The organism is Maribacter chungangensis (genome assembly GCF_042676845.1).
Classification (GTDB): domain Bacteria; phylum Bacteroidota; class Bacteroidia; order Flavobacteriales; family Flavobacteriaceae; genus Maribacter; species Maribacter chungangensis.
The window spans coordinates 1-25,141 of sequence record NZ_JBHTHY010000008.1; the positions used below are offsets into that span (position 1 = coordinate 1).

At 42.5% G+C, this 25,141-nt stretch carries 22 protein-coding genes; 11 read left to right on the plus strand and 11 right to left on the minus strand.

Annotation, left to right across the window (positions count from 1 at the left end):
- Together ACFQZJ_RS11940 and ACFQZJ_RS11945 are read left to right on the plus strand one after the other, a co-directional pair.
- Positions 1-1,208 (plus strand): T9SS type A sorting domain-containing protein (locus tag ACFQZJ_RS11940; RefSeq protein WP_379934812.1); only part of this gene is annotated, 1,208 nt, incomplete at its 5' end.
- A gap of 156 nt (positions 1,209-1,364) precedes the next feature.
- Positions 1,365-2,189, plus strand: a complete 825-nt coding sequence (locus ACFQZJ_RS11945; protein WP_379934813.1) for a thymidylate synthase — start codon at positions 1,365-1,367, stop codon at positions 2,187-2,189.
- 112 nt (positions 2,190-2,301) lie between these two features.
- Here ACFQZJ_RS11945 and ACFQZJ_RS11950 read toward each other — a convergent pair whose 3' ends face one another.
- Entirely contained in the window at positions 2,302-4,050 is a 1,749-nt protein-coding gene (locus tag ACFQZJ_RS11950; protein WP_379934814.1) for a hypothetical protein, read from the minus strand.
- A gap of 225 nt (positions 4,051-4,275) precedes the next feature.
- Between ACFQZJ_RS11950 and ACFQZJ_RS11955 the strand changes: the two genes are divergently transcribed.
- From ACFQZJ_RS11955 to ACFQZJ_RS11975, 5 genes are read left to right on the plus strand one after another with little or no spacing between them, the layout of a single operon-like run.
- Entirely contained in the window at positions 4,276-4,980 is a 705-nt protein-coding gene (locus tag ACFQZJ_RS11955; RefSeq protein ID WP_379934815.1) for a response regulator transcription factor, read from the plus strand.
- Positions 4,977-6,470, plus strand: a complete 1,494-nt coding sequence (locus tag ACFQZJ_RS11960; RefSeq protein WP_379934816.1) for a sensor histidine kinase — start codon at positions 4,977-4,979, stop codon at positions 6,468-6,470. Before ACFQZJ_RS11955 ends, ACFQZJ_RS11960 begins: the two co-directional genes overlap by 4 nt.
- Positions 6,471-6,522: 52 nt before the next feature.
- Positions 6,523-7,683: an ergothioneine biosynthesis protein EgtB gene (gene egtB, locus ACFQZJ_RS11965; protein ID WP_379934817.1), complete on the plus strand. Its 1,161-nt coding sequence runs from the start codon at positions 6,523-6,525 to the stop codon at positions 7,681-7,683.
- A 16-nt stretch (positions 7,684-7,699) separates the two neighbouring features.
- Positions 7,700-8,674, plus strand: coding sequence for an L-histidine N(alpha)-methyltransferase (gene egtD / locus ACFQZJ_RS11970; protein WP_379934818.1), 975 nt, complete (start codon positions 7,700-7,702; stop codon positions 8,672-8,674).
- Positions 8,675-8,686: 12 nt separating this feature from the next.
- On the plus strand, positions 8,687-8,968 hold the full coding sequence (locus ACFQZJ_RS11975) for a DUF427 domain-containing protein (RefSeq protein WP_379934819.1): 282 nt from the start codon (positions 8,687-8,689) through the stop codon (positions 8,966-8,968).
- A gap of 504 nt (positions 8,969-9,472) precedes the next feature.
- Here ACFQZJ_RS11975 and ACFQZJ_RS11980 read toward each other — a convergent pair.
- From ACFQZJ_RS11980 to ACFQZJ_RS11990, 3 genes are all read right to left on the minus strand, one after another.
- Entirely contained in the window at positions 9,473-9,769 is a 297-nt protein-coding gene (locus ACFQZJ_RS11980; protein WP_379934821.1) for an isoamylase early set domain-containing protein, read from the minus strand.
- Positions 9,770-9,919: 150 nt separating this feature from the next.
- Positions 9,920-11,005, minus strand: a complete 1,086-nt coding sequence (locus ACFQZJ_RS11985) for an aminotransferase class V-fold PLP-dependent enzyme (RefSeq protein ID WP_379934822.1) — start codon at positions 11,003-11,005, stop codon at positions 9,920-9,922.
- 3 nt (positions 11,006-11,008) lie between these two features.
- Positions 11,009-11,602, minus strand: coding sequence for a DUF1287 domain-containing protein (locus ACFQZJ_RS11990; protein WP_379934823.1), 594 nt, complete (start codon positions 11,600-11,602; stop codon positions 11,009-11,011).
- A 167-nt stretch (positions 11,603-11,769) separates the two neighbouring features.
- Here ACFQZJ_RS11990 and ACFQZJ_RS11995 point away from each other — a divergent pair, with 167 nt between their 5' ends.
- Positions 11,770-12,279 (plus strand): dihydrofolate reductase, encoded by a 510-nt coding sequence (locus ACFQZJ_RS11995; RefSeq protein WP_379934825.1) that lies wholly within the window; start codon positions 11,770-11,772, stop codon positions 12,277-12,279.
- On the opposite strand, the gene murI is transcribed toward ACFQZJ_RS11995, so the two are convergent.
- Positions 12,268-13,059, minus strand: coding sequence for a glutamate racemase (gene murI / locus ACFQZJ_RS12000; protein ID WP_379934827.1), 792 nt, complete (start codon positions 13,057-13,059; stop codon positions 12,268-12,270). The genes ACFQZJ_RS11995 and murI overlap by 12 nt on opposite strands.
- 8 nt (positions 13,060-13,067) lie before the next feature.
- Positions 13,068-14,738 (minus strand): alkaline phosphatase PafA, encoded by a 1,671-nt coding sequence (pafA, locus tag ACFQZJ_RS12005; protein ID WP_379934828.1) that lies wholly within the window; start codon positions 14,736-14,738, stop codon positions 13,068-13,070.
- A gap of 356 nt (positions 14,739-15,094) precedes the next feature.
- Here pafA and ACFQZJ_RS12010 point away from each other — a divergent pair, with 356 nt between their 5' ends.
- Both ACFQZJ_RS12010 and ACFQZJ_RS12015 read left to right on the plus strand, forming a co-directional pair.
- Positions 15,095-15,832, plus strand: coding sequence for an MlaE family ABC transporter permease (locus ACFQZJ_RS12010; protein ID WP_379934830.1), 738 nt, complete (start codon positions 15,095-15,097; stop codon positions 15,830-15,832).
- A complete protein-coding gene (locus tag ACFQZJ_RS12015; RefSeq protein ID WP_379934832.1) occupies positions 15,832-16,599 on the plus strand; it encodes an ABC transporter ATP-binding protein in 768 nt (255 codons plus the stop codon). Before ACFQZJ_RS12010 ends, ACFQZJ_RS12015 begins: the two co-directional genes overlap by 1 nt.
- Before the next feature lie 480 nt (positions 16,600-17,079).
- Here the strand turns inward: ACFQZJ_RS12015 and ACFQZJ_RS12020 are convergent, their stop codons facing one another.
- From ACFQZJ_RS12020 to ACFQZJ_RS12035, 4 genes are all read right to left on the minus strand, one after another.
- Positions 17,080-17,460 (minus strand): endonuclease domain-containing protein, encoded by a 381-nt coding sequence (locus ACFQZJ_RS12020; RefSeq protein ID WP_379934834.1) that lies wholly within the window; start codon positions 17,458-17,460, stop codon positions 17,080-17,082.
- Positions 17,461-18,325: 865 nt separating this feature from the next.
- Complete coding sequence (locus ACFQZJ_RS12025) at positions 18,326-19,795, minus strand: DUF389 domain-containing protein (RefSeq protein WP_379934836.1); 1,470 nt, start codon at positions 19,793-19,795, stop codon at positions 18,326-18,328.
- Between the two features lie 2 nt (positions 19,796-19,797).
- The gene (locus tag ACFQZJ_RS12030) at positions 19,798-20,877 is read right to left on the minus strand and encodes a mannose-1-phosphate guanylyltransferase (protein WP_379934838.1); all 1,080 of its coding nucleotides are present in this window, start codon (positions 20,875-20,877) and stop codon (positions 19,798-19,800) included.
- Between the two features lies 1 nt (position 20,878).
- Complete coding sequence (locus ACFQZJ_RS12035; protein ID WP_379934840.1) at positions 20,879-21,481, minus strand: SprT-like domain-containing protein; 603 nt, start codon at positions 21,479-21,481, stop codon at positions 20,879-20,881.
- A 78-nt stretch (positions 21,482-21,559) separates the two neighbouring features.
- On the opposite strand from ACFQZJ_RS12035, the gene ACFQZJ_RS12040 reads away from it, so the two are divergent.
- Positions 21,560-22,180: a peptidylprolyl isomerase gene (locus tag ACFQZJ_RS12040; protein WP_379934842.1), complete on the plus strand. Its 621-nt coding sequence runs from the start codon at positions 21,560-21,562 to the stop codon at positions 22,178-22,180.
- A gap of 373 nt (positions 22,181-22,553) precedes the next feature.
- Here the strand turns inward: ACFQZJ_RS12040 and ACFQZJ_RS12045 are convergent, their stop codons facing one another.
- Positions 22,554-24,860 carry a GumC family protein gene (locus ACFQZJ_RS12045; protein ID WP_379934843.1) on the minus strand — a complete coding sequence of 769 codons (2,307 nt, stop codon included), beginning with the start codon at positions 24,858-24,860 and terminating at the stop codon, positions 22,554-22,556.
- Positions 24,861-25,141 lie beyond the last annotated feature (281 nt).

Below are 25,141 nucleotides of genomic sequence, written 5' to 3' on the forward strand. Positions count from 1 at the left end.
ATGCCGATGGCGACGGCTATGCGGTATCGCCTACAGTGGAAAGCTGCAACAGTCCCGGAACGGGCTATACAAAAACAGTACTCCCAACAACGGATTGCGACGATACCGATGCCGAAGTATTCGAAGTCTCCACATGGTACTTGGATGCGGATGGGGACGGCTATGCGGTATTGCCTACAGTGGAAAGCTGCAACAGTCCCGGAACGGGCTACACCAAAACAATACTCCCAACAACGGATTGCGACGATACCGATGCCGAAGTATTCGAAGTCTCCACATGGTACTTGGATGCGGATGGGGACGGCTATGCGGTATTGCCTACAGTGGAAAGCTGTAACAGTCCCGGAACGGGCTACACCAAAACAATACTCCCAACAACGGATTGCGACGACACCGATGCCGAAGTATTCGAAGTCTCCACATGGTACTTGGATGCGGATGGGGACGGCTATGCGGTATTGCCTACAGTGGAAAGCTGCAACAGTCCCGGAACGGGCTACACCAAAACAATACTCCCAACAACGGATTGCGACGACACCGATGCCGAAGTATTCGAAGTCTCCACATGGTACTTGGATGCGGATGGGGACGGCTATGCGGTATCGCCTACAGTGGAAAGTTGCAACAGTCCCGGAACGGGCTATACAAAAACAGTACTCCCAACAACGGATTGCGACGATACCGATGCCGCGATCTTTGAAATCTCCACATGGTACTTGGATGCCGATGGGGACGGCTATGCGGTATTGCCTACAGTGGAAAGCTGCAACAGTCCCGGAACAGGCTATACAAAAACAGTACTCCCAACAACGGATTGCGACGATACCGATGCTGAACTAAACCCAGAAACCTTATGGCACCTTGATGCCGATGAAGATGGTATGGAAGATTCTACTGAATTCATTATATCATGTGAAAACCCAGGTGAAGGCTATACTAACGCTACACTTCTACCTTTTTCTAATATTACGGAAATTAAAATGTACCCTAACCCTACCTCGGACCTGATAACCATCAATTTTGGCAAACTGCTTGATCAGATCAATATCAGTCTCGTCAACTCTTCAGGGCAGTTAATCAGAACAAAATCTTTTATAAACAGACAAACAATTCAACTTAATATCACCACCTTGGCCTCTGGCTTATATTACGTTGCCATTAGTAGCGAGGACAAAATCATCGGATATCAAAAAATCAGTAAAAACTGATAAAATTCTTTAGTTAATAAATTTTGATAACCGTTTATCGATTCCATTAATTAACTCACCCCAAAATTCTATTTTTACCTCTGTACTGTTATAAATTCTACTTTAGACTTGTAACCTTACCTTACACGCTTTTAATTAACCATAGGCGAAATTTTCATGAAACAATACCACGATCTACTAAAACATGTGTTGGCAGAAGGCAACCAAAAAGGTGACAGAACGGGAACGGGAACCAAAAGTGTTTTTGGCTACCAAATGCGATTTGACCTCAGCGAAGGTTTTCCTATGGTAACCACCAAAAAACTACATTTAAAGTCCATCATCCATGAACTGTTATGGTTTTTGAAAGGGGATACCAATATAGAATACCTTAAGGAAAACGGCGTACGCATCTGGAACGAATGGGCCGATGAAAACGGAGATCTTGGCCCTGTTTACGGAAAGCAATGGCGCAATTGGAACGATGACGAGATAGACCAGATCAAAGAGGTCATACATGCGCTGAAGACCAACCCGAACAGCAGAAGAATGTTGGTATCCGCGTGGAACCCAAGTGTATTGCCGGACACTTCCAAATCCTTTTCAGAAAATGTAGCGAACAATAAAGCGGCATTACCGCCATGCCATGCCTTTTTTCAGTTTTATGTGGCAGAAGGCAAATTAAGTTGTCAGCTGTACCAACGTAGTGCAGATATCTTTTTAGGCGTACCGTTCAACATTGCATCCTATGCCTTGTTTACCATGATGATGGCACAAGTTTGTGGTTATGGGGCCGGAGATTTTATACATACGTTCGGGGATGCACACATCTACAGCAACCACATGGAACAAGTAGAGCTTCAATTATCAAGGGATTTAAGGCCTTTGCCTAAAATGCACATTAATCCGGAGGTAAAAGATATTTTTGACTTTAAGTTTGAAGATTTCACCTTAACGGATTATAACCCACACCCTCATATTAAAGGAGCTGTGGCGGTTTAATCGACAAATAAACTATTCAGTTAGATAGATAAAAAAAGCCCAAACATGCGTTTGGGCCTTTTCCTCTTAAACTAAACTCACTAACAAATAAAATTCTTTTTCATAGCAATTCCTAGTCTCCCACCCGGGTAACCATGATGAAATTGGAAAGGTCAAAGAAACCACTTAGGCCACTTGTATTTTGTCCGGCGACCAAGCCAGTAATACCATCCTCATAGGTTAAGTGCCAGATATAGCAAACACCGATTCCGGCGCCATCAAAATCTACGCCTTCAACAGCCGCTAACGTAGGCGGAAGTCCTAAAATATTCCCGGCGTCATCCGTAATCACATAGGTTTGATTTGTACCGTTCAGATTTGCTTCATCCAATTGCACACCGCTAACCATATCTGGCGTACCATCCATTGTAAATGTATATGGACCTCCGGATAGGGTTCCTGCATCCAGGGCATTCCTTGTTACGGTTATGGAATTGGACAGGGCAAAAAATCCGTCAAGATTACCGGCATTGCCACCGGCCTCCAAGCCTACTATTCCGTCTTGGTAAGTGATGTGCCAAATTAAGCAAACACCAGCCCCGGCGCCATCAAAATCCACCCCTTTCGCAGCTTCTAAGGTTGGTGGAAGGCCAAGGATATTCAAATCCGCATCGGTAATGACGAAGCCGGTATTGCTTCCGTTGACCATACTATCGTCCAAGGCAAGTCCGCTTGCCATATCCGGCGTACCGTCTACCGTAAACTCATAAGGCCCTCCGGACAAGACACCTGCATTTAACCCATTTCTGGTAACGGTTATGGAATTGGACAGGGCAAAAAATCCGTCAAGATTACCGGCATTGCCACCGGCCTCCAAGCCTACTATTCCGTCTTGGTAAGTGATGTGCCAAATTAAGCAAACACCAGCCCCGGCGCCATCAAAATCCACCCCTTTCGCAGCTTCTAAGGTTGGCGGCAGGCCAAGGATATTCAAATCCGCATCGGTAATTACGAAACCGGTATTGCTTCCGTTGACCATACTATCGTCCAAGGCAAGTCCGCTTGCCATATCCGGAATACCGTCTACCGTAAACTCATAAGGCCCTCCGGATAAAAGACCGGCATTAAGTCCATTACGTTGTACTTCTACAGGATTGGATAAACTAAAACTTCCCATAAGGCCATCTAGATTGCCACCAGCCTCCAGACCATTTATATCTCCAGAATAGGTAAGGTGGTATATAAAAAAGGTGCCCACTCCTGCGCCATCAAAATCTACACCTTCCACGGCAGCCAAAGTTGGTGGCAAACCTAATATATTCCTAGCATCGTCCGTAATCACAAAAGACTGTGTTTCCCCGTTCAAGGCCGTATCGTCCAAGGTAATTCCCGTGACCATATCCGGGTTGCCATCTATCAAAAACTCGAAAGGACCACCTGCCAACGTACCGGCACTTAAGCCGTCCCGTACCACCACAATAAAGTTGGACAAGGCAAAAATACCTGCTAAATTATCCAAATTCGCTCCCGATTCCAGTCCGGCCAGCCCCTCCTCGTAGGTAATATGATAAATGTAGCAAGATCCGACACCTGCACCATCAAAGTCTACACCTTCCACTGCAGCCAAGGTAGGTGGTAAACCTAATATATTCTTGGCGTCATCCGTAATGACGTAGTTTTGGAAACTTCCGGTCAATGCACCGGCATTTAAACTAAGGCCGCTGACCATATCCGGTTGGCCATCTACCGCAAAGGAAAAAGGGCCACCGGAAAGTGTTCCTGCGTTAAGCGTCAAAGGAGTTGTATCCGTGTCATCGTCTTCACAACTCCAAAAAATTGCTGTTACCAGAAACAGCATCATAATTGTTTTTAAATTGTTCATTGTTCTATGTATTTTGATTCGATACAAAGAAACCATGAGGCTGTAACAGAAGTATCACGTAAAAATCATATTTTATAATTATCTCATTTTCAATTATTTATAAATTATTTTATTTTCTTAGTGTCAGAATTAGCACTTTTCTACGACTCTATCCTAACGGATGACCACCATCAATTCCCCAAACTGTGAACTTTCCGTGATAATTAACCCTTTATTTCGTAGTATATGAGAACAGTTTTGATAATTGAAGATGATCCGGAAATCGTTCACTTGCTGGAAATTCATCTTACGGACCTAGAATGCAAGGTGCATACCGCATTAAGAGGTGACGTTGGTCTTGCCAAAGCTATTGAATTAGTTCCCGACCTTATTATTTTGGACATTATGCTCCCGGGCATGGACGGCATTGCGGTTTGTCAGAAAATTAGGGCTCACAATATTAAGTCGCCCATTATCATGCTTACGGCAAAGGCCGAGGAAATTGATAAAGTTTTGGGACTGGAAGTAGGTGCAGACGATTACCTTACCAAACCGTTTAGCGTGCGAGAATTTATAGCCCGCGTAAAAGCCATATTTCGCAGGGAAGAAATGGCCAAGACAGCCAAAAAAGAACGCAGCGATAAAAATGCAAATCAATTCGGAGACCTATCCATAGATATAGACATGCGCAAGGTTTTGGTAAACGGGGCCAAGGTGGAACTCTCGCCAAAGGAATTTGAACTCTTGGTGCTACTCTCGTCCAATCCTGGAAAAAGTTACGACCGCGCCAAATTATTGAACCTCATTTGGGGCTATGAGTTCAAGGGCTACGAACATACCGTTAACTCCCATATCAACAGGCTTAGGGCAAAAATAGAACCCGACATGAGCCATCCTACCTATATTCTAACTACCTGGGGCGTTGGTTACAAATTCAATGAAGAACTATGAGAACAACAATACTATCCAACAAACTCATACGAAAATTAGTTCTCTCCTTTCTTGCTATTCTTGTGCTGGCGGGTTTAGGCTATACGATAGCTACCATATACCTTTCCAACAACTATTTTCAGGAAACCACCCAGAGGCTGCATGCCAACCTGGCACAAGACCTGATAGATGAAAAGTTTGTGGACCAAAGTCCCATAGATAGCACGGGGACCATTAACAAGGCATTATTTGGGGACATCATGCACGATATGATGGCCGTGAACAGGGCCATAGAAGTATATCTTTTGGATTTGAACGGCAGGGTGCAGTACTCCGTAGTCTTGGACCATGATGCACCGGAAACCAATGAGAAAATCATAAATACCGACCCTATTGAACGTTTTATAGCGGCCAAGGGCAGGGGTTACTTTCTTGGCGATGATCCAAAAAACGTTGAAAACCAACAAGTATTTTCGGTGGCCAAATTCAAAAAGGGTACTTCAGAAGGCTACATTTACATCATTTTGGCCGGACAGGATTATCTGAATACCCGTGATCTACTCTTTGGCAGCTACGCCCTAAAAATAGGCCTTGGCACCTTATTGGTCACCTTACTTTTTGCCGCTGTTCTAGGAATACTATCCGTTTGGTATTTAACAAAAAACTTAAGGGAATTGGTGTTTGCCGCAAAGCGCTTTGAACAAGGGGATTTAAATTACCGAATCGAAAATGCGGAAAAAAGTGACTTGGCCGGTGTAACGACCACCTTCAACCAAATGGCGGATACCATTCTTTCCGATATGCAAAAAATTAAATCGCTGGAAAAACTACGGCAGGAACTCATAGCCAACATCTCCCACGATTTACGAACACCCTTGGCCATTATTCAAGGCTATATAGAAACCTTACAGATGAAGGATGCCCAATTAACGGGAACACAACGGTCCGATTATCTTAAAACCATTAGTTCTAGCGGCGATAAACTTGCCAAGCTCATTGCTCAACTTTTTGAGTACTCCAAGTTGGAGGCCAATCAAATTGAGCCGCAAAAAGAACCTTTCCTCATTAGCGAGCTTGCCAATGACGTGCATAGAAACTACCAGGTACTGGCCAAACAGAAAAATATTTCATTAACGTTAGAAATGCAGCAGGGAGCCCCTTTGGTATTTGCCGATATTTCTTTAGTAGAACGTGCCGTACAAAACCTGATGGACAATGCCCTCAAGTTTACCCCGGAAAACGGCGAAGTTATTGTGCGCATCCTACCCAAAAAAGATAGTGTTGAAATTACGATAAAGGATTCAGGTCCAGGTATTCAATCGGAAAATCAGGCTTTGATCTTTGAGCGTTACCGACAAACGAAGACCGGACAACAAAAGGAAGGTGCAGGACTTGGATTGGCCATTGTCAAAAAAATTATGGAGCTACATAATTCTAGCATTAAAGTACTTAGCAAGCCCAATGAAGGAACCGCTTTTGTTTTTAACCTACCTATTTATAACGTAGCGTAGCACCCACATAAAAGCGAAGATTATTCCTTATCTTTAAAAGAAAATTGCGTTCATGACCCTTACCGATTCCCTTTTGGATTTCTTTATCGAAACCCGCGCACATACAGAGAACTTGTGCAAACCTTTAGAAATAGAGGATTATGTAGTGCAGCCGATAATAGATGTGTCCCCGCCTAAATGGCATTTAGGCCACACGACCTGGTTCTTTGAGGAATTCATCCTTAAAAAATACAAGCCGGACTATACGGTTTTTAATGAAGATTTCTCCTTTGTCTTCAATAGTTACTATGAGACCGTTGGCCAACGGGTTGTGCGTGCAGACCGGGGCAACTTATCCAGACCATCGGTAAGTGAGGTGTATGCATACAGACAACACGTTACCGAGGCCATAAAGGCATTGGTGGCATCCGTAGAAAACAAGGAATTGGATACAGTGTTGGAAATTGGCATTCACCATGAGAAACAACACCAGGAATTATTGTTAACGGATATCAAGTACATCTTGGGAAACAATCCGTTACTGCCCACGTATTCCAACAGCATCAAAGAGCACCAAGCTGCCACTACCCAGCAGGAATGGCTCACCGTACACGAGGGTGTTTACGACATAGGGCATAACAGTAGCGATTTCTGCTACGACAATGAATTGGGGCGCCATAAGTTCTATTTACATGACTACGCCATCTCCAACACCTTGGTCACCAATGCCGCTTTCTTTGCCTTCATAGCAGCTGGCGGCTACCAAACATTTGATTTATGGCATGCCGAGGGCTGGGATTGGGTAAAACGAGAGCAAATCTCAGCGCCCTTGTATTGGCATAAGGTTGATGGTGTTTGGCACCATTACACCCTAAACGGACTCCAAAAAATAGACCCGAACACCCCTGTAACGCATATTTCCTATTTTGAGGCCTTTGCCTTTGCGCAATGGAAAGGTAGCAGGCTACCCACGGAATTTGAATGGGAAGCCGCCCAACATTTATTTTCTTGGGGCCAACGTTGGGAATGGACGGAAAGTGCCTACCTGCCCTACCCCAACTACAAAAAGGCCGATGGTGCCCTGGGAGAGTATAACGGTAAATTTATGGTCAATCAAAAAGTACTGCGCGGGAGCTCGGTTGCGACCCCAAATAAACACGCACGGCCTACCTACCGCAACTTTTTTCAAACAAATTTAAGATGGCAGTTTACCGGACTACGGTTGGCCAAATAATTACGACTCATCCTATATGCCTAAAAATTTAGCTCAAAAGTTGGACACTCCGTTCCAAAGAGAAGTATATGAAGGCCTTACCGCCTATCCTAAGTACATATCTTCCAAGTATATCTATGATAAAGCTGGCGACAAGCTGTTTCAGGATATCATGAACATGCCAGAGTACTATCTGACCGATACGGAATTCGGCATCCTGGAAACCCATAAGGAGCAACTTGCCCGGCTATTTGCCAATGGCAAAAATCCTTTTCATTTGATAGAGATGGGGGCCGGTGATGGCAAAAAGACAAAGATTCTTTTGCGTCATTTTACGGACAAAAACCTCAACTTTACGTTCCGGCCGATCGACATAAGTCAGAATGCACTGGATTCTTTGCAATCAAATTTAAAACAGGAAATTCCCGACGTACAGACCGAGCCGCTACAGGGCACTTATTTTGAAACGCTTAGGAAATTGAATTTTTCTACGGACGAACATAAAGTAATCCTTTTCCTAGGTTCCAACATAGGCAATCTGTTGCATGAAAAAGCGATTGAATTCCTATCCCAAATACAGGAGTATATGCAGCCAAAGGATTTATTGTTCATTGGTTTTGACCAGAAAAAGAATCCACAGACTATCTTGGATGCCTACAACGACCCTAACGGAATTACAGAACGGTTCAATAAAAATCTACTCGTGCGCATCAATAGGGAACTTGAGGCTAATTTTAAGCTGGACAGTTTTACACATTGGGAGGTATATGATCCGGAGAGCGGTACCGCCAAAAGCTATTTGGTAGCCACCTCCCCACAGAAAGTCCGCATAGAAAAGCTAGATCTGGACATCACTTTTGAGGCATGGGAAACCATTCATACGGAAATATCGCAAAAATATGATGACAAAACCGTGCATTGGTTGGCGGAACAATCGGGCTTGAAAGTTTTGAAGGCCTTTAGCGACCAAGAGGACTATTACAAGAATTATCTATTTACAACATCAGTTTAAAAAACATCATCTATGAAAGCAATTTGGAACGATACGGTAATCGCGGAGAGCAATGAAACGGTAGTCGTAGAAAACAACCACTATTTTCCGGCGGAAAGTATTAAAAAAGAATATTTTAAATCGAGTGATACACACACCTCCTGCCCGTGGAAAGGCAAAGCGTCCTATTACTCTTTAGAGGTAGACGGAAAACAGAATCCGGATGCGGCCTGGTACTACCCGGAAGTAAGTGAACTGGCCAAAGGAATTAAAGGTCGTGTCGCTTTCTGGAAAGGGGTATCCGTAGTGGAGTAATACCAGTTCTCTTTTTAAGACCAGCCAAAGAAATTGAATTGTTTTTTGTCCTCCGAAAAAGAAAAACCGGGTTTAGCAGGGTTATGGCCGATTATTATTTTGAAGTAGGGCGTAAAAAGAAACAATGTATCGGATGATTTTCAATTGGGAAATGGTATAATACCAATTTAAGTTTTGAATGTCGTATTGAAAATTTGATTTTTTTTTCTCAGTTTAGGAATGAAATCTATGCATAGCATTAGCTATGGTCCTATTTTATGACGACAAATGAGTAAAAAAGAAACTTGTTTTATGCCACATCTAGAATTTAAATTGGTATTCAGCATTGAAAACACTAGAAAACAAAAGAGGCCTTTTAACTAATTAGAAGCGTCTTTGCGAGGTACAAAGCAATCCGTAATCGATAGGATTATCGACAAACAGATTACTTCTTCCGAATACTCGGAACCGTAATGACGTCTACTTGTATTTGTTAAAAAACCTCCTAGATTTATTAAAAGCTGACTACAGCTCTAGAACGGCGTTCTCAGAACCTGCATAGTCGTTCCATTGGTAACGATCCGCTTCTGTCTCGTTAACAAACTCTCCATCTACGATATATTTGAACTCGTAGCTATTTTCCTTAGGAAGATCAAAAGTTCCTTTGAACGTTCCGTTTTTTAATTTCTTCAGGGTACTGCCCTTAGGGTTCCAGTTGTTGAAATCTCCTACTACGGCTACTTTTTTTGCCTCTTGCGCAGGAACAGTAAAAGTTACCTTGCAAACTGGTTTTGTCTTTAAAAATTGTTTTGCGATTGCCATGATGCTTGTTTTTAGAATATACGGCAAAACTACCATATTAAGTTGCTCATTCACAATGATTAATATCAGTTTTATCAATTTATCAAAAATACCGTTCTATTTGCTAAAAGACTAAAAATTAGTCCTTTGAAAATTGCAGGAAATGGATTACTATCTTATTATTTCTAAGATTTTTACAATGGTATCTATCTCCTTTTGTGTGTTATAAAAATGAAAACTCAAACGAATACCGTTTCCCCGCTGCGCGCAGACCACATTGTGCTCCAGTAATCGGTGAAACAAAGCGTCATCACCCTTGATATTAAAGATGGTGCTATGGGTCTTGCGAGCCACAATATCCTGCCTCAAAAGTCCCCGTTCTCCAAACTCCTTCTTCGCTTTTTCGGATAGCATGCGATTGTGTTCCGTAATGGCATCCATTCCAATTCGGCTCAGGAAGTCCATGGAAAATTTTAAACTTCCAAAATTGAGACAGGAGAGATGCCCTGGCTCAAACCTTTTGGCAAAACGAATGCTATCCTTCTTGTCTAAATCGCCATCAGCGGCATTAAATCCCGTAGTACGTACAGAAAAACGCTCTTGCACGGTATCAGAAAACAGCATAAACCCATTGCCATAACCGGCCAACAACCATTTGTAGGCACTCGCACCAAGCACATCGATACCGGAAGCTTCAAAATCAAAGATCATGGTACCGCAGAACTGGGTTCCATCGGCTATGACTATCAGATTGGGATGCTTCTTTTTGAGTTCCTTTAGAAAATTAAGGTCAATTAAAAAGCCATCTAACCATTGTACCAAGCTCAGGGCCAATACTTCAATATTCTTCGCTACAATAGTTTCTTGAATGAGTTGCTCTATAGCTACGTCCCTTTTCAGATAAGAAATATCAAAATTCCTGTTTTCGAAAGACCAATTAAGCGAGGGGTAATCATGATCCAACAACAAGACTTTGGTTTTCGGAGCTAATCCTTCTAAAAGAAAATTGAGTCCGGTCGAAAAATTGGAGACCAGTGCAACATTTTCCCGTTTACAATTAAAAAATTGCCCCACGGTAGTTCGGGTATCCGATAAAACAGTAAGGCTCTCGGTACGCATTTCACTCCCGTGCAATAACATATCCAAATCATGTTCCTGTCGCCAATCCACGAGCGAATCGTACATAGGGCCATATACCGCGGTATTGGCATAAATCCCTTTTCTAGTTACCGGAAATTGCTTTCTGATCTTTTCCATCTGCTATTTATAGGTATAATGTCCAATTATTTTATATTGAAACAACACATCTTCCAGCACCTGTCCGGCACCAATATTATGTACGATAAGGTTGCGTTTTACGCCCCCTGTTTTTTTATCCGTTACGATGCCTATATGATAGAGTCCCCTGCCCAAATCCCAACACACGATATCCCCTGCCACATAATCGCTGGCACTCTCCGTTATCTTTTTTACCTCGCCGTGCCGCTCAAAAAAGGTCATTAGATTGGGTACCCTACGATGGTCTATGTTCCTATCGGTGCGGGACAGCGCCCAATTTTTGGGGTATAAATGAAAGTTGGCTCTCATATCCTCATGGACCTCTTTTTGTAGGTCGATATCCATTTTTCGGTACGCGCGAATAACCACATCCGTACAAACGCCCTTATCACTGGGCACATCGCCGTTCGGGTAAGGGATGGAAAAATAGCTGCCGTCATAGGTTACCTGTTGCTTGGTAAGCTCCAAGGCCGCATCCGATAACAAAACAGGAGTTGGCGTTTGGGCAAAACAGAAGGTGCTAAAAACCAAAAGAATACCATAAACCAAATGGCGTATTTCCTTTTTAAACTTCATTTTCTATTGTAAGATAAATCACCGTTCGGGAATAAATATCGCGCTTTAATTTAAAAGTAACGCCACCTAAAATCCCATTTAGCGTATCTTTAACCTAAGCATAAAAATAGCAAAATACCCGTGGCATCCTTTTTGCCGATGTATTTTGATAATTAAACATTATTCAAGTGAATACCATTACCATGATAGCCGCAGCGGCGCAAAACAATGCTCTAGGAAGAAACAATGACCTCTTATGGCACCTGCCGGACGATTTTAAGCGTTTTAAAAAATTGACCATTGGCCATAAAATCATTATGGGCCGCAAGACCTTTGAAAGTTTTCCAAAACCATTGCCAAAGCGCACCCATATCATCATCACTAGGGATACCGCCTATACCGTTCCCTATGATGATTGCGTTGTTGTACATTCCTTGGAAGATGCGTTGCAACTGGTTTCAGATGAGGATGCATTTATCATTGGCGGGGGAGAGATTTATAAGCAAGGTGAAGTTTTTGCCGATGTTATTGAACTTACTCGCGTACATGGCACTTTTGAGGCAGATACCTTTTTTCCCGAAATAGATTCCGATCGCTGGGCGCTGATTGCAGAGGAACACCACCCCAAGGACGAAAAACATCACTATGCGTTTACGTATTTGACCTATACGAGAATCGGAAAACCCCTAAAAATCTAAATAGTCAACCGTTTTTGTGGCGGCCACCTCCGACACAAAGTGCTGCAATAATGCTACATCCGTATTCGTTAAAAATTGATGTGACCCGTCTCCGTTATCCAAAGTGTTCAACAGTCCGTCCCTTTTCAGCACGGCCTTGGTCTGTCTTGCCACCGCCTCTCCGGAATCTATAATGGTAACCCCGGATGGCAATATTTCTTTCAACAAGGGAATTAAATAAGGGTAATGCGTACAGCCCAACACCAGGTAGTCTATTCCCTTTTCCAACATAGGCTTCAGATAGCCCTGCAATAGTTCCCGTGTTTCGGCCGTGTGCAATTTCCCGCTTTCTATCAATGCTACAAGCCCCTTTCCCTGCTGTTCTATAATTTCGCTATTTTTCGCATGATCTTTTGCCGTACTGTGGAACAGGCTACTGGTCAAGGTACCCTTTGTCGCCAATACCCCTATAGTCTTGGAAGCGGACTGCAAAGCAGCAGGTTTTATTGCGGGTTCGATCCCTATAAAAGGAACATCGTAGGTTTTTCGCAAATAGCCTATAGCGTTTGTGGTTGCTGTATTGCAGGCCACCACAATGAGCTTGCAATTTTGTTGCAACAGGTACTCCGTATTCTTTATGGATAGTTGAAGAATAGTTTCTTTGGTCTTCTCGCCATAAGGTGCGTTTTTACCATCGGCCAAATATATGGTGCGCTCTTGGGGCAATAATTCCTGGATTTCTTTCCAGATGGAAGTCCCTCCTACTCCGGAATCAAAAATACCTATTGGACGTGCGCTCATGCTTTGGTCTACTCTAACACTTCAGAAATTGGTGTTCCCGTGCTGCCACTTGGAAACGAAATACCCAACAAGGCAGAAATAGTAGGGGCGATATCCGGAATTTCTGTACGTTCTACCGTACTTCCTTTTTTAATTCCTTTTCCAAAGAACAACAAAGGTGCATGTGTATCATAAATCTGAGGCGACCCATGGGTGGAACCCGTTGTGCTATATCGTATAAAACCGGGTTTCAACACCAACAGCACATCACCGGAGCGTTTTTGATTGTAACCATTTTGAAGTATATAGGGAATTCCCCTGGTATATTCGTTTTGCCACATTTGATGGCCGGTATATACCCGGTCTATAAAGTCATACCCCAAATATTCCTTGGCGATCTCCTCCTGTACGCTTTTCACGTCCAGATCTAAGTTTTTAATAATCTTGTGGTCCAAGAAAATCTGTAGGTTGGAAAAATTCTTTACAATATCCTCCGTGCCGTATTTGTACTTTAAGAACTCGGAAAATTTGGTTTTAACGGTACCGTAATCTACATATCCCGCAGGTATTTTCATATCCTTTAGATACGTAGGAACCTCAATGGCCGCATGGTCCGCACTTAAGAACACCGTGTATTCCCCTTCGCCTACGTTCTTATCCAAGGCTTTAAACAATCGCTCTAAATCTACATCCAATCGCAGGTAGGTATCCTGTATTTCCTTGGAGTTTACTCCGAAGTTATGTCCCACATAATCGGTACTGGAGAAACTGATCGCCAAAAAATCGGTATCCTCGTCCTTTCCCAATTCTTCCTTAACCAAGGCTTCAATGGCAAAATCAGCGGTAATACTGTTTCCATAAGGTGTGCCCTTTATCATATCAAAATTACCGTTCTTATCCAGCAGGGCCGTTGTATTATGCGGAAATGTCGATGTTAGTTCGTCGTCCCATAAGCCTTCGTACTGGTTATCGTCTACACCACTTTCGGTGTAGGTATTGATATCCCTCAAGGTGGTCCAAGCCTTTTTATACGATTGCGCGGCACCTGAACTATTAAAATCATTTACCCAAGCAGGTAAGGCATCCATGTAATAGCTACTGGTGATCCAGTTTCCTTCATCGGCTCCATGAAACCAGTAAGCAGCGTTTGCAGTATGCCCACCGGGAAGTACCGCTCCCCTATCCTTTAGGGCAATGGCAATGGTCTTTCCTCTCATCTGTGTATGCAGGCGTAACTCGTCCGTTACGGTAGTCACCGTCATCCGGTGCGGCGACATTTGTCCGGCATCACTTTTCGTACCAACAGAGGCATAAGAATCGTCTCCGGCACAATAGACAGAGGTATCATTTTCCTTATCGTACCAATTATTACCGATTACACCATGGGTTTCGGGCGCAGCACCCGTATACACTGAGGCATGGCCAGGGCCAGTACTTGTTGGCGCATAGTTAAAATGGTTGTTCTTACAGTTAAAACCTTCATTGATCATACGTTTAAACCCGCCTTCACCATAATGGGAGTAAAAACGCGTGAGGTAATCGTAACGCATTTGGTCTACAACAATACCCACCACTAACTTTGGTTTCACTCTCACATGGGTTTCATCTTCGACTTTTGATTTTTTTTGTCCACTAAGGGTCAAAACAGAAAACAATCCTATAAAAAGGACGGGAAGGACTAAACAACGGTTATGGCTCATACTTTTTTGTTTAAAGGATAAAAATAAATAAAATATCCCTTAACAGAGGAAATAATATCTCCCTGAAGCTAAGTATTATCTCGGTACTTGGCGGTGTAATAGATTTATTTCATTTAGATGGGAAAAACCAAAGCCCTTACCCGAAAGCCAAGATTGGGTCGTACTTCATTGCCCCTACGGATCGGGCGCTAAAAACGATAGGCACGACCCATTACATTCCTTCCCTACCCTCGTCGGATGCAAGAGAAACTATTAATCGAAAAAACAAGCAGAGGAGTCTACAGGGAATTATTTGGATTCAAGGACAAATCCAAGCCATTATTGTTACTTTTACACCAAGAAATCTAATTTAGTACATGAACTATTTAGCGTCTATTGGCAGCTATGCCATTATGGTAAAGGAAGTTTTTAAAAAACCCACCAAATGGCGTATCATGAAATCCCTGATTTTAAAGGAGATAGACGAACTCGTCTATGGGTCTTTGGGTATTATTATTTTCATTTCCTTTTTCATTGGTGCGGTGGTCGCCATACAAACGGCCTTGAACCTTACCAGTCCTATCATCCCTAAAAATCTGATTGGTTTTGCCACTCGGCAATCTATTATTCTAGAATTTGCCCCAACCTTCGTCTCTGTCATCATGGCAGGAAAAGTAGGTTCGTACATCACGTCCAGTATAGGAACTATGCGGGTTACGGAACAAATAGACGCTTTGGAGGTTATGGGTGTCAATTCACTCAACTATCTGGTATTTCCAAAAATTATTGCCATGCTTTTTTATCCCTTTGCCATTGCCATAGCAATGTATGTGGGCATATTCGGCGGATGGTTTGCAGGTGTTTTTGGCGGGTTTCTTACCAGTGCCAATTTCGTAGAGGGCTTACAGATGGATTTTATTCCCTTCCACATTACTTATGCCTTTATAAAAACCTTGATTTTTGCCTTTATCATCGCTACCATTCCCTCCTATCACGGATTTTATATGAAAGGTGGTGCCTTGGAAGTAGGTAAGGCCAGTACTACTTCCTTTGTATGGACTAGCGTTGTTATTATCATATTAAACTATATATTAACACAACTCATGCTGGGCTAATGATAGAAGTTAACGACATACATAAATCATTTGGCGATGCACACGTTCTTAAAGGAGTAAGCACGGTATTTGAGAACGGGAAGACCAATCTCATCATTGGGCAAAGTGGATCGGGAAAGACCGTATTTTTAAAATGCCTCTTGGGATTGTTTTATCCTGAGGAAGGGGATATTATTTACGATGGAAATAGCTATGCCTCGCTGTCCGACAAGGAAAAACGAAACCTGCGTCAAGAAATGGGGATGGTTTTTCAAGGGAGCGCCCTATTTGATAGTATGACGGTTGCCGGAAACGTAATGTTTCCTTTGGAGATGTTCACAAAACAATCCGTATCTGAAATGACAGACCGGGTAAACGCCGTTCTTAAACGTGTGAACCTTATTGATGCCCATCATAAATTTCCTTCTGAAATCTCCGGTGGAATGCAAAAACGAGTCGCAATAGCACGCGCTATTGTAATGAATCCGAAATATCTTTTTTGTGATGAGCCAAATTCTGGACTAGATCCTAAAACGGCGATTTTAATAGACAATCTAATTAAGGAAATAACGGAGGAATACGACATTACCACCGTTATCAATACCCATGACATGAACTCGGTAATGCAGATCGGGGAAAAAATCCTCTTTCTAAAAGACGGACTCAAAGAATGGGAGGGCACCAAGAACGAAATTTTTAAGACCGATAACCAAGCGGTAACGGATTTTGTCTATTCTTCCGACCTCTTTAAAAAGGTACGCCAAATGTATATTGAAGAGCGAAATTGATGTCTTAAAAAGCTCTTTTTTATAGTTTTCTTTAATTTTTTCAAGCTCTCCCATTTGGACAAAGGGAAGAATGAATTTCACTTTACGGAAGAAAGAGGGTTAGATCTGCTAAGCTTGGTTGAAACACTCCGCGGAAAAGTTCTTCGCGGCAAAGCAGCCCCGAAACTTCGGGGGGCAAACTCTCCGACACCGATAAATCGGCGCCACCTCCCTTCGGCTGAAGGGAGGAGCTTTTTTTACTTGGTTTTATCTATAAACAAAAACAACCTAAAAATCCATTTACTTCCTTTCAATTAGCTCCCCTCTTCAGACGAGGAGGGGTGTCCGCTTGCGGACGGGGAGTTTGACCCGCAAACTTGCTAACACAAAGCTCGGTCTTTTCGCACGGTACGGCAAAGCAGCCCCGAAACTTCGGGGGTCAAACCCTCCGACACCGATGAATCGGCGCCACCTCCCTTCGGCTGAAGGGAGGAGCTTTTTTTACTTGGTTTTACTTTTAAAATTATCCCTGATTTCCATGATGACGGACGATAAATTATCAAAAACCATTTTGTTCTCGAACCTTACTACGTTGTAGTTCATCTCTTCAAAATAAGAAGTTCGTTTGGTATCGTACACGACCGCGCTCGGGTTTTGGTGTACCTCGCCGTCCAATTCTATAATAAGCCTTTCCGATGCACAGTAAAAATCTACAATATAATTTCCGATACTATGTTGTCTGGTAAATCTCTTACCGTCAAGATTTCGAGATTTTAAATGATTCCAAAGAAACGCCTCCGAAGGGGTCATACGCTGGCGAAGTTCCCTCCGTCGTTCTGAAAGCTCCTGCTTGGTATGGACTCTATTGTTTTGCTTTTTCATATAATCTCAGTTAATGAACCCTATCGAACGTATAACTCGGTGATGTATTAAAGATAAAAATTTTTGATTTCTTTTTAATTAGCTCCCCTCTTCAGACGAAGAGGGGTGTCCGCTTGCGGACGGGGAGTTTGACCCGCAAACTTGCTTACACAAAGCTCGGTCTTTTCGCACGGTACGGCAAAGCAGCCCCGAAACTTCGGGGGTCAAACCCTCCGACACCGATGAATCGGCGCCACCTCCCTTCGGCTGAAGGGAGGAGCTTTTTTTACTTGGTTTTATCTATAAACAAAAACAACCTAAAAATCCATTTACTTCCTTTCAATTTGCTCCCCTCTTCAGACGAAGAGGGGTGTCCGCTTGCGGACGGGGAGTTTGACCCGCAAACTTGCTTACACCAAGCTTGGTCTTTTCGCGCGGTACGGCAAAGCAGCCCCGAAACTTCGGGGGTCAAACCCTCCGACACCGATGAATCGGCGCCACCTCCCTTCGGCTGAAGGGAGGAGCTTTTTTTACTTGGTTTTATCTATAAACAAAAACAACCTAAAAATCCATTTACTTCCTTTCAATTAGCTCCCCTCTTCAGACGAAGAGGGGTGTCCGCTTGCGGACGGGGAGTTTGACCCGCAAACTTGCTTACACAAGGCTTCGTGTTTTCGCGCGGGACGGCAAAGAAGCCGCGAAACTTCGGGGTCAAACCCTCCGACACCGATGAATCGGCGCCACCTCCCTTCGGCTGAAGGGAGGAGCTTTTTTTACTTGGTTTTATCTACAAACAAAAACAACCTAAAAATCCATTGATTTCTTTTAAGGCAGATAAGCACGTGGCGCTTTGATACTAGTAAGTAACTTCAAAACAAAGGCAAGGTCAATCCAAAATCACCTCTTTTATTTGCAGGTCTTTGTTCTGCAGGCGTAGTTTTAACCATTCATGCAGTTTTACTACGTCTTTTTGTGTCTGTGAACGCCCTGCTTCCTTCTTCCACGAAACTTCAAAAACGGGTATGGTATCGGTTTTATCAAAATCCGTAGAGATCAGATAGGAATATCCCAAACGTGCCAAGTTTTCATAGTTTGCTTTGGCCTCCAGACTTATTTCAGAGAACGGAATCTGTCCTTGGGTACCTTTATTCAGTCGGATGAGCTCCGACTCCAAAAAGGCAATTTTCTCATCCTTGCTAGATAGCATATTTTTTTGGGATTCATACAGCTCGTTCACATATTTTAATTGGTCCGCGGCTTCGTTCTTGGAGCCCTGTACGACGTTAAGGGTTGCTCCCCGTAGTTTTGGATATTCCTTCATTTGTGCCTCCCAAGTTGCGATCACATTATCGGGAATGGTCTCGTTGCCCATAAACACCACCTCCAAAAACGGATCCTCGCCATCTTGAAACTCAATATCCGTAAAATCCTCTAAAAACCTGCCTTCACCTGAAAACTGGTAGGTAGCTATCTTTTCATCTACAAAGCTATTGGCGTCTTTACGGAACAGGGATTCCTGAAATACGTTATAAAAGGTAATACCGGCAGGAATCATGACCAAAACGGCTACCAAGGAAGCCATTCTGGATATAAACCTACGGCGTTGCGAATTTACGTAGCGCACCATAGGAAAACGCAATAGTTTTATCACCAAAAAGGTGGCCAAGGCTATGAATATGGTGTTTATGGTAAACAGGTACATGGCACCGGCAGCGTAATCCCAGTTACCGATCGCCAATCCAAAACCAACGGTACATAGCGGCGGCATTAAAGCGGTAGCGATCGCAACCCCAAAAATAACACTGGCTATAGTACCCTTTTTTGCCCTTGCGATCACCAAGGCCAGACCACCAAAAAAAGCGATCAATACATCCCGTATATCGGGTGCTACCCTTGCCAAGAGTTCGGAAGATTCGTCACGTAAGGGAAAAAACTTGAAAAACAAGAAAGCCGTTAAGACGCTCAGCACCACCATTACACCAAAGTTCTTCAAAGACCTTTTGAGCGTATCTATATCGTTGATGCCGATAGACATACCAATACCTAAAATAGGCCCCATAAGCGGCGAGATAAGCATCGCTCCGATCACCACGGCGGTAGAATTCGCGTTTAATCCGATCGAAGCTATAAAAATCGAACAGATCAAGATCCAAGACGTGTGTCCTTTAAAAGGAATATCGGCTATGATCGCCTCTTTTGTGGCTTGCTGGTCTGTATTGGTACGAATGTCCAAAAGTTCCCACAGAAACTTTTTTACACTTCCCAATAAACCTTGAAAGTCCTTCTTTACGTTCTCGCCGGTATCCTTGGAAGTATCCGGGGGCGTACTATTATCCTGTCCTAAATTTTCTTGCATAGTTATGCGTACTTATCACCGTATGCGTCTTTTACCTTGTTCAGCACTTGTTTAATATCCTGTTCCTTTGACCTGGGATAGATTAAAAGTACATCTTTTTTGTCTACAATTATAAAATCCTGCAAACCATCCACCACAACAATTTTATCTTTAGGGGAACGGATCATATTTCCGCTAGCATCCTCGGCAAGTACCCGAGCGTTCACCACAGCGTTTCCATGGGAATCCTTATCCAATTTATCGAACAAGGAACCCCAAGTGCCCAGGTCGTTCCAATCAAAGGTAGCGGCAAGAACGTATATGGCTCTGGACTGCTCCAAAATAGCATAATCGATGGATATATTTTCTGCTTTCGGGTAATTCTCGGCGATAAAACCAGCTTCCATAGGCGTGTTATAGGCATCCATACCTGCCTCAAACAGTTCGTATTGCCCAGGTTGGTAGGCCTTGAACGCATCTACTATGGTTTTTACGCTCCACATAAAGATACCGGCATTCCACAGAAAATTACCTTGTGCCAAAAAGTCTTTGGCCGTTTCATAATCCGGTTTTTCCCTAAATTGGTGCACTGGTTTTATTCGGGTATCGCTGTTCTTATCAAATTCGATATAGCCAAAACCGGTATTGGGAAATGTCGGTTTTATGCCCAAGGTGCACAACACGGCCTCCTGCTCGCATTTCTCAAAACATGCGGTTACGTCTTGTGCAAAAGCCGCCTCGTCCTCTATCCAGTGATCGCTTGGCGCTACGATCATTAGCCCGTTCGGGTTCATTTTTTTGATTTTTAGCGCTGCATACAGAATGCATGGGGCGGTATTTCGCATGGCAGGTTCCAGTACTACCTGGTCTTGTTTCACCAAGGGTAGTTGCTGCAATACCAAGTCGTTATAGCGCTCGTTCGTGAGGATTAGAATATTTTCCGTTGGCACGAATTTGTTGAGCCGTTGAAAGGTTTTTTGTATCAAGGTCGTCCCTGTTCCCAACATATCGTGGAACTGTTTTGGGTTTTCGGTAGTGCTTACAGGCCAAAATCTTGAGCCTACACCACCGGCCATTAATACCGCATAGTAATTTTTGTTCATCTTAACCGTTTATAAGTTCGACTTCTGCATTGGGCTGAAAAAGGTATGTTTTCCCTGTACTTACCTCAACGCACTCGTATCTTTTTGTTCGTTTATTTCCCTTTTTAAAGAGCTTTCCGTTGTATATGCGAAAAACACTCCCTACCTGTAGTTCAAAAACGTATGTTTTATCCGATTGTTGCTCGTCAAACTTTTTTAGGGCGATGGATAGCTGCGCATCCGTGCCGCTACTGGCCTTGGGGTTTTTAAAATGGCGTGCCAATAGCGGAAGCAGAACGGAAGGAAATATGGCTGGCCTAATAAACGGCAACATAAGTTGTTGGAAGGTGTGTTTCCACTCCAATCCATGTGGTTTTATGTGCCTACCGTATTTTTCAAAAGCTATCAAATGCGCGATTTCATGTACCAGGGTAATCAAAAAACGATATTTGTTCAGGGTGGCATTTACGGTAATCTGGTGCTGTCCGTTCGGGAGTCTCCTATAATCGCCGTGACGGGTCACGCGTTCGTTCACTATTTTTAGGTGTACCTGGTTTTCTTTGATCAGGGCCATACAGGGTGCAACGGCACGTTCGGGCAGGTAAGGAGTAAGGACGCTTTCCATCACTACAAAAATACCTGAAAAAATTAGGATTCAAGAGTCAAAAAATCAGTATTATCGTTAACTATAATAAGCTGTACTATGAAAAAGCACTTGTATTTCCTTGTTTTTGTAGGTATCCTTGGTTGTTCACCTAAGGTGTTCCAAAAAAAATGGACAAAAAAAATAGCGCCGGAAAGCTATACCGTTCAGTTTGAAACTTCTAAGGGAAATTTTGAGATAGACGTAACCAGAAGCCTTTCTCCTTACGCCGCGGACCGACTCTATCAACTTGTAACTAACCGATACTTCGATGGTCAACTTTTTTATAGGGTAAATCCAGGTTTCGTGGCCCAATTTGGGAGCAGCAACAAGGCCGCTTACGATAGCTGGAACAGCATACCCGTTCCGGATGAAGCTGTTGTTCAGGGCAATGAGAAAGGCACCTTGAGTTTTGCAAGGGGCGGACCGGAATCAAGAACAACGGACCTGTTCATTAATTTGGGAAACAACCAACGCTTGGATACTATATTTTACAACGATGTTCGTGGGTTCCCATCTTTTGGAAGGGTGGTTGAGGGCATGGAAGTCGTAACGGCACTGTATTCCGGCTATGCCGATACCACAATGAAGGATATGGAACTAATGTACACGGATAAGAAAGCATTTTTGCAAAAATTCCCAAAATTGGACAGCATATATCGGATAGGTATCAAACGGTGATGGTAAGCCGTGCCCTATATTACAATAGCGGACCAATTAAAGAGGGTACCAGAAATCGCACACTGCAACAAGACCACATATTAAGTTGACCGGCGTTACCGTATAAAAAATGGCATCCAGAGCGCTGGCAAAATACTACGCTTCTCTACTATGTAATCAAAACAAGATGTCGGTTGGCAAGAATTATTGTTTTGCTATTTGAAGAGTGCCATTTTACTGGTTAAAAAATAGCTCCCTTAACTCAATCGAAGGACTACCAAGCCTTATTTCATATTAATAACCATAGGTTGTTCCAGTACACGAAACAAAACCCTATTGGTATAGTAAGCTCCAATTTAGCAGCTAATACCACCTTTTGCCCGTTCTTCTTACTCTATTTTTTTGGGCCATATTGGTAATTGGTCTCAAGAAGTGATTTTGAGTCATTGAGCACTAAGGCCATATTTTTAAAATTCTCTACTTGCTTACTATTTCTTAATTTCTCTAAAATACTTTTATCGGTCAACCCTGCCCGTGCCACCAAGAGGGTAATATCTGCATATTCTGAGATTAAAGACGTATCGGTAACCAGTAGCATAGGTGCAGTATCCACAATAATATAGTCGAACTCTTTCTTTACCTCGGAAATGAACTTAGAAAAACCTTCGCTACTCAATAGCAGAGGTGCGTTTGGCGGTATTGGCCCACTTAGGCAAACCTTGTGCCCCTGCGCCATGTCTAAACCGGGGTAAATAAAGTCTCTGGGATTTTGATCGGAATTTTTAAGAAAGTTTGATAACCCCTTACTAGAAACACCCATTCCAAAAAAATCGTGTAAGCTTGGGTTACGTAAATCTGCACCTACCAACAATACTTTTTTATTTAAACTGGACAAAGCAACCGACAGGTTATAGGATAGTAAACTTTTACCTTCACCAGCAGTACAGGACGAAACATAAACCACACTACCTTTGGCAGCCTTTGGCAATAAGAACTTAAGATTAGTTGCAAGTATCCTGAACGACTCTGCCATTTGTGATCGATCATTGATATCCATAAAGGCTCTCTTATTCTTGATATGTGGAATTTCTGCCGCTATTGGAACGGTTGGAAATAATTTCTCAAGATCGAGACGATTAGCTATTTGTGTGTCAAAAACATTTCTAACGTAAAAAAAGGTAAATGGCAAAAATAATCCCAATAAGCCGGCTAGACCAAAAACCACCATTTTTTTTGGAGCTACCGGCAAACTACTTGTCTCAGCAAAATCGACCACTTTTACGGATGGTGCCGTTACTGCTAAATTAATGGCAGCTTCTTCACGTTTTTGTAGTAATAGCAGAAAGAGATTTTCTTTTATGCTTTGCTGTCGCTCAATAGAACGTAGCATTTTTTCTTTCTCAGGTAATCTGGCGAAAGCAGAACTAGCCTTTGAACGCTGTGTATTCAAACGTCTAAGAGAAGTTCTCATCTGCGTCTGATAGACATTTACCGTTTTGAGGATATTTACTTTAGCGCGTTCTAATTGTTCCGAAAGATTTACCAAAGTAGGATGTTCTTCTCCAACGGTCATTACTAGTTTCTCTCTTTCCAAAGCTATTTCATTATAGCTGGATACCAAGGTATTTAAGCTACTATTCGCCAAGCCAATATCTACTGGCAACAAGCTATAGGCAGATTGATTGATAACCGTTTTCTTTAATAATCCGGACAAGGAAATCTGAGTCTCCAAATTAGCTACCTGATTTTCGGTTTCCGACTTTCGTTCTAAGGAAATTCCAGCATCTGCCTCAATATAGGAGAGGTTATTCGTTCTTTTAAAATCTTCCTTTCCACCTTCAATGGAATCTAGTTCTGTAGACAGATATACAAAGCGCTCATCAATAAAATCAAGGGTGCGCTTGGATACCTGTTGACGATCAAGAACTCCGTCATTATTAAATACACGAACCAAGGTATTTAAAATAGCTTCTGATCGCTGATAACTTTCCCCTACTAAATTTAACGATATGATATCGCTGATTTTACTGGTAGGCTCGATCCTTATCGCTTTGCGCAAATCCGAGATAGTTGTTTTTCTAGGCTTCAAAACCAATTCATAGGTATTTCCTATATATTCGTCAATTCCGATATCCGGAGACAGAGACACTGCAAACGGCAAGGTGCTATTTACAGAATCCAAAGCACTATATTTTAAGGTCCAAGTTCTTTCAAATTCATCCGTCACCTCTAATTGGTCTCGCCTTAAAACCATTTCAAAAACCATAGTATTCCGAAGACTGTCCTCTAAAACGGTTTTAGTTAATATTACTGGTAGATTCCATACTTGCGTAGTCTTAATATTTCCCTTTGCATAAAAGGAAATATCAAGATTTAGCTCTGACGCCACCTGGTCCAATAAACGATAAGATTGCAAGACCTCAATCTCATTATCCATATTAATTTTAGACGAACCACCGCTAAGCATAGAAATAGCGTCCGCTGCCACATTCATTTCCGTAGTTTCATCGATTATCTTTATTTTGGCAGTAGATTTATAGGATAAAGGAGTATATCTAAGATAGCCAAGACCCAAAAGAAAACAGAGCAGTAAACTCAACAAAAACCAAGGCCAAAACTTCAGGTATTTGTTAATTAAGGGCTTTATGCTATAATACGAATCGTCATCGGCTATATCTAAGGTAAAAGAAGGATCTTTCATAATTATAACATCAGGTAAAATAAATGGACACAAATTTAAAGAAACAATTGGCAATCATTTGCCTGAAGTATGTTTATTCTGTTTAATTATGCCGTTTTCCTTCCATTACCTGTTATTAATGTTGACGAATTTCATATTTAAAGAACAATTAATTACTAAAATTCCACAACTCTAATTACGAACAGCAAACCGCAATGGAAGTAAACAGTTTAATTTCCAGGTTGTATTAATCATTTAAGCGAATCAAATGAATAGTATTAAAATTATCCGTCTAAATCATT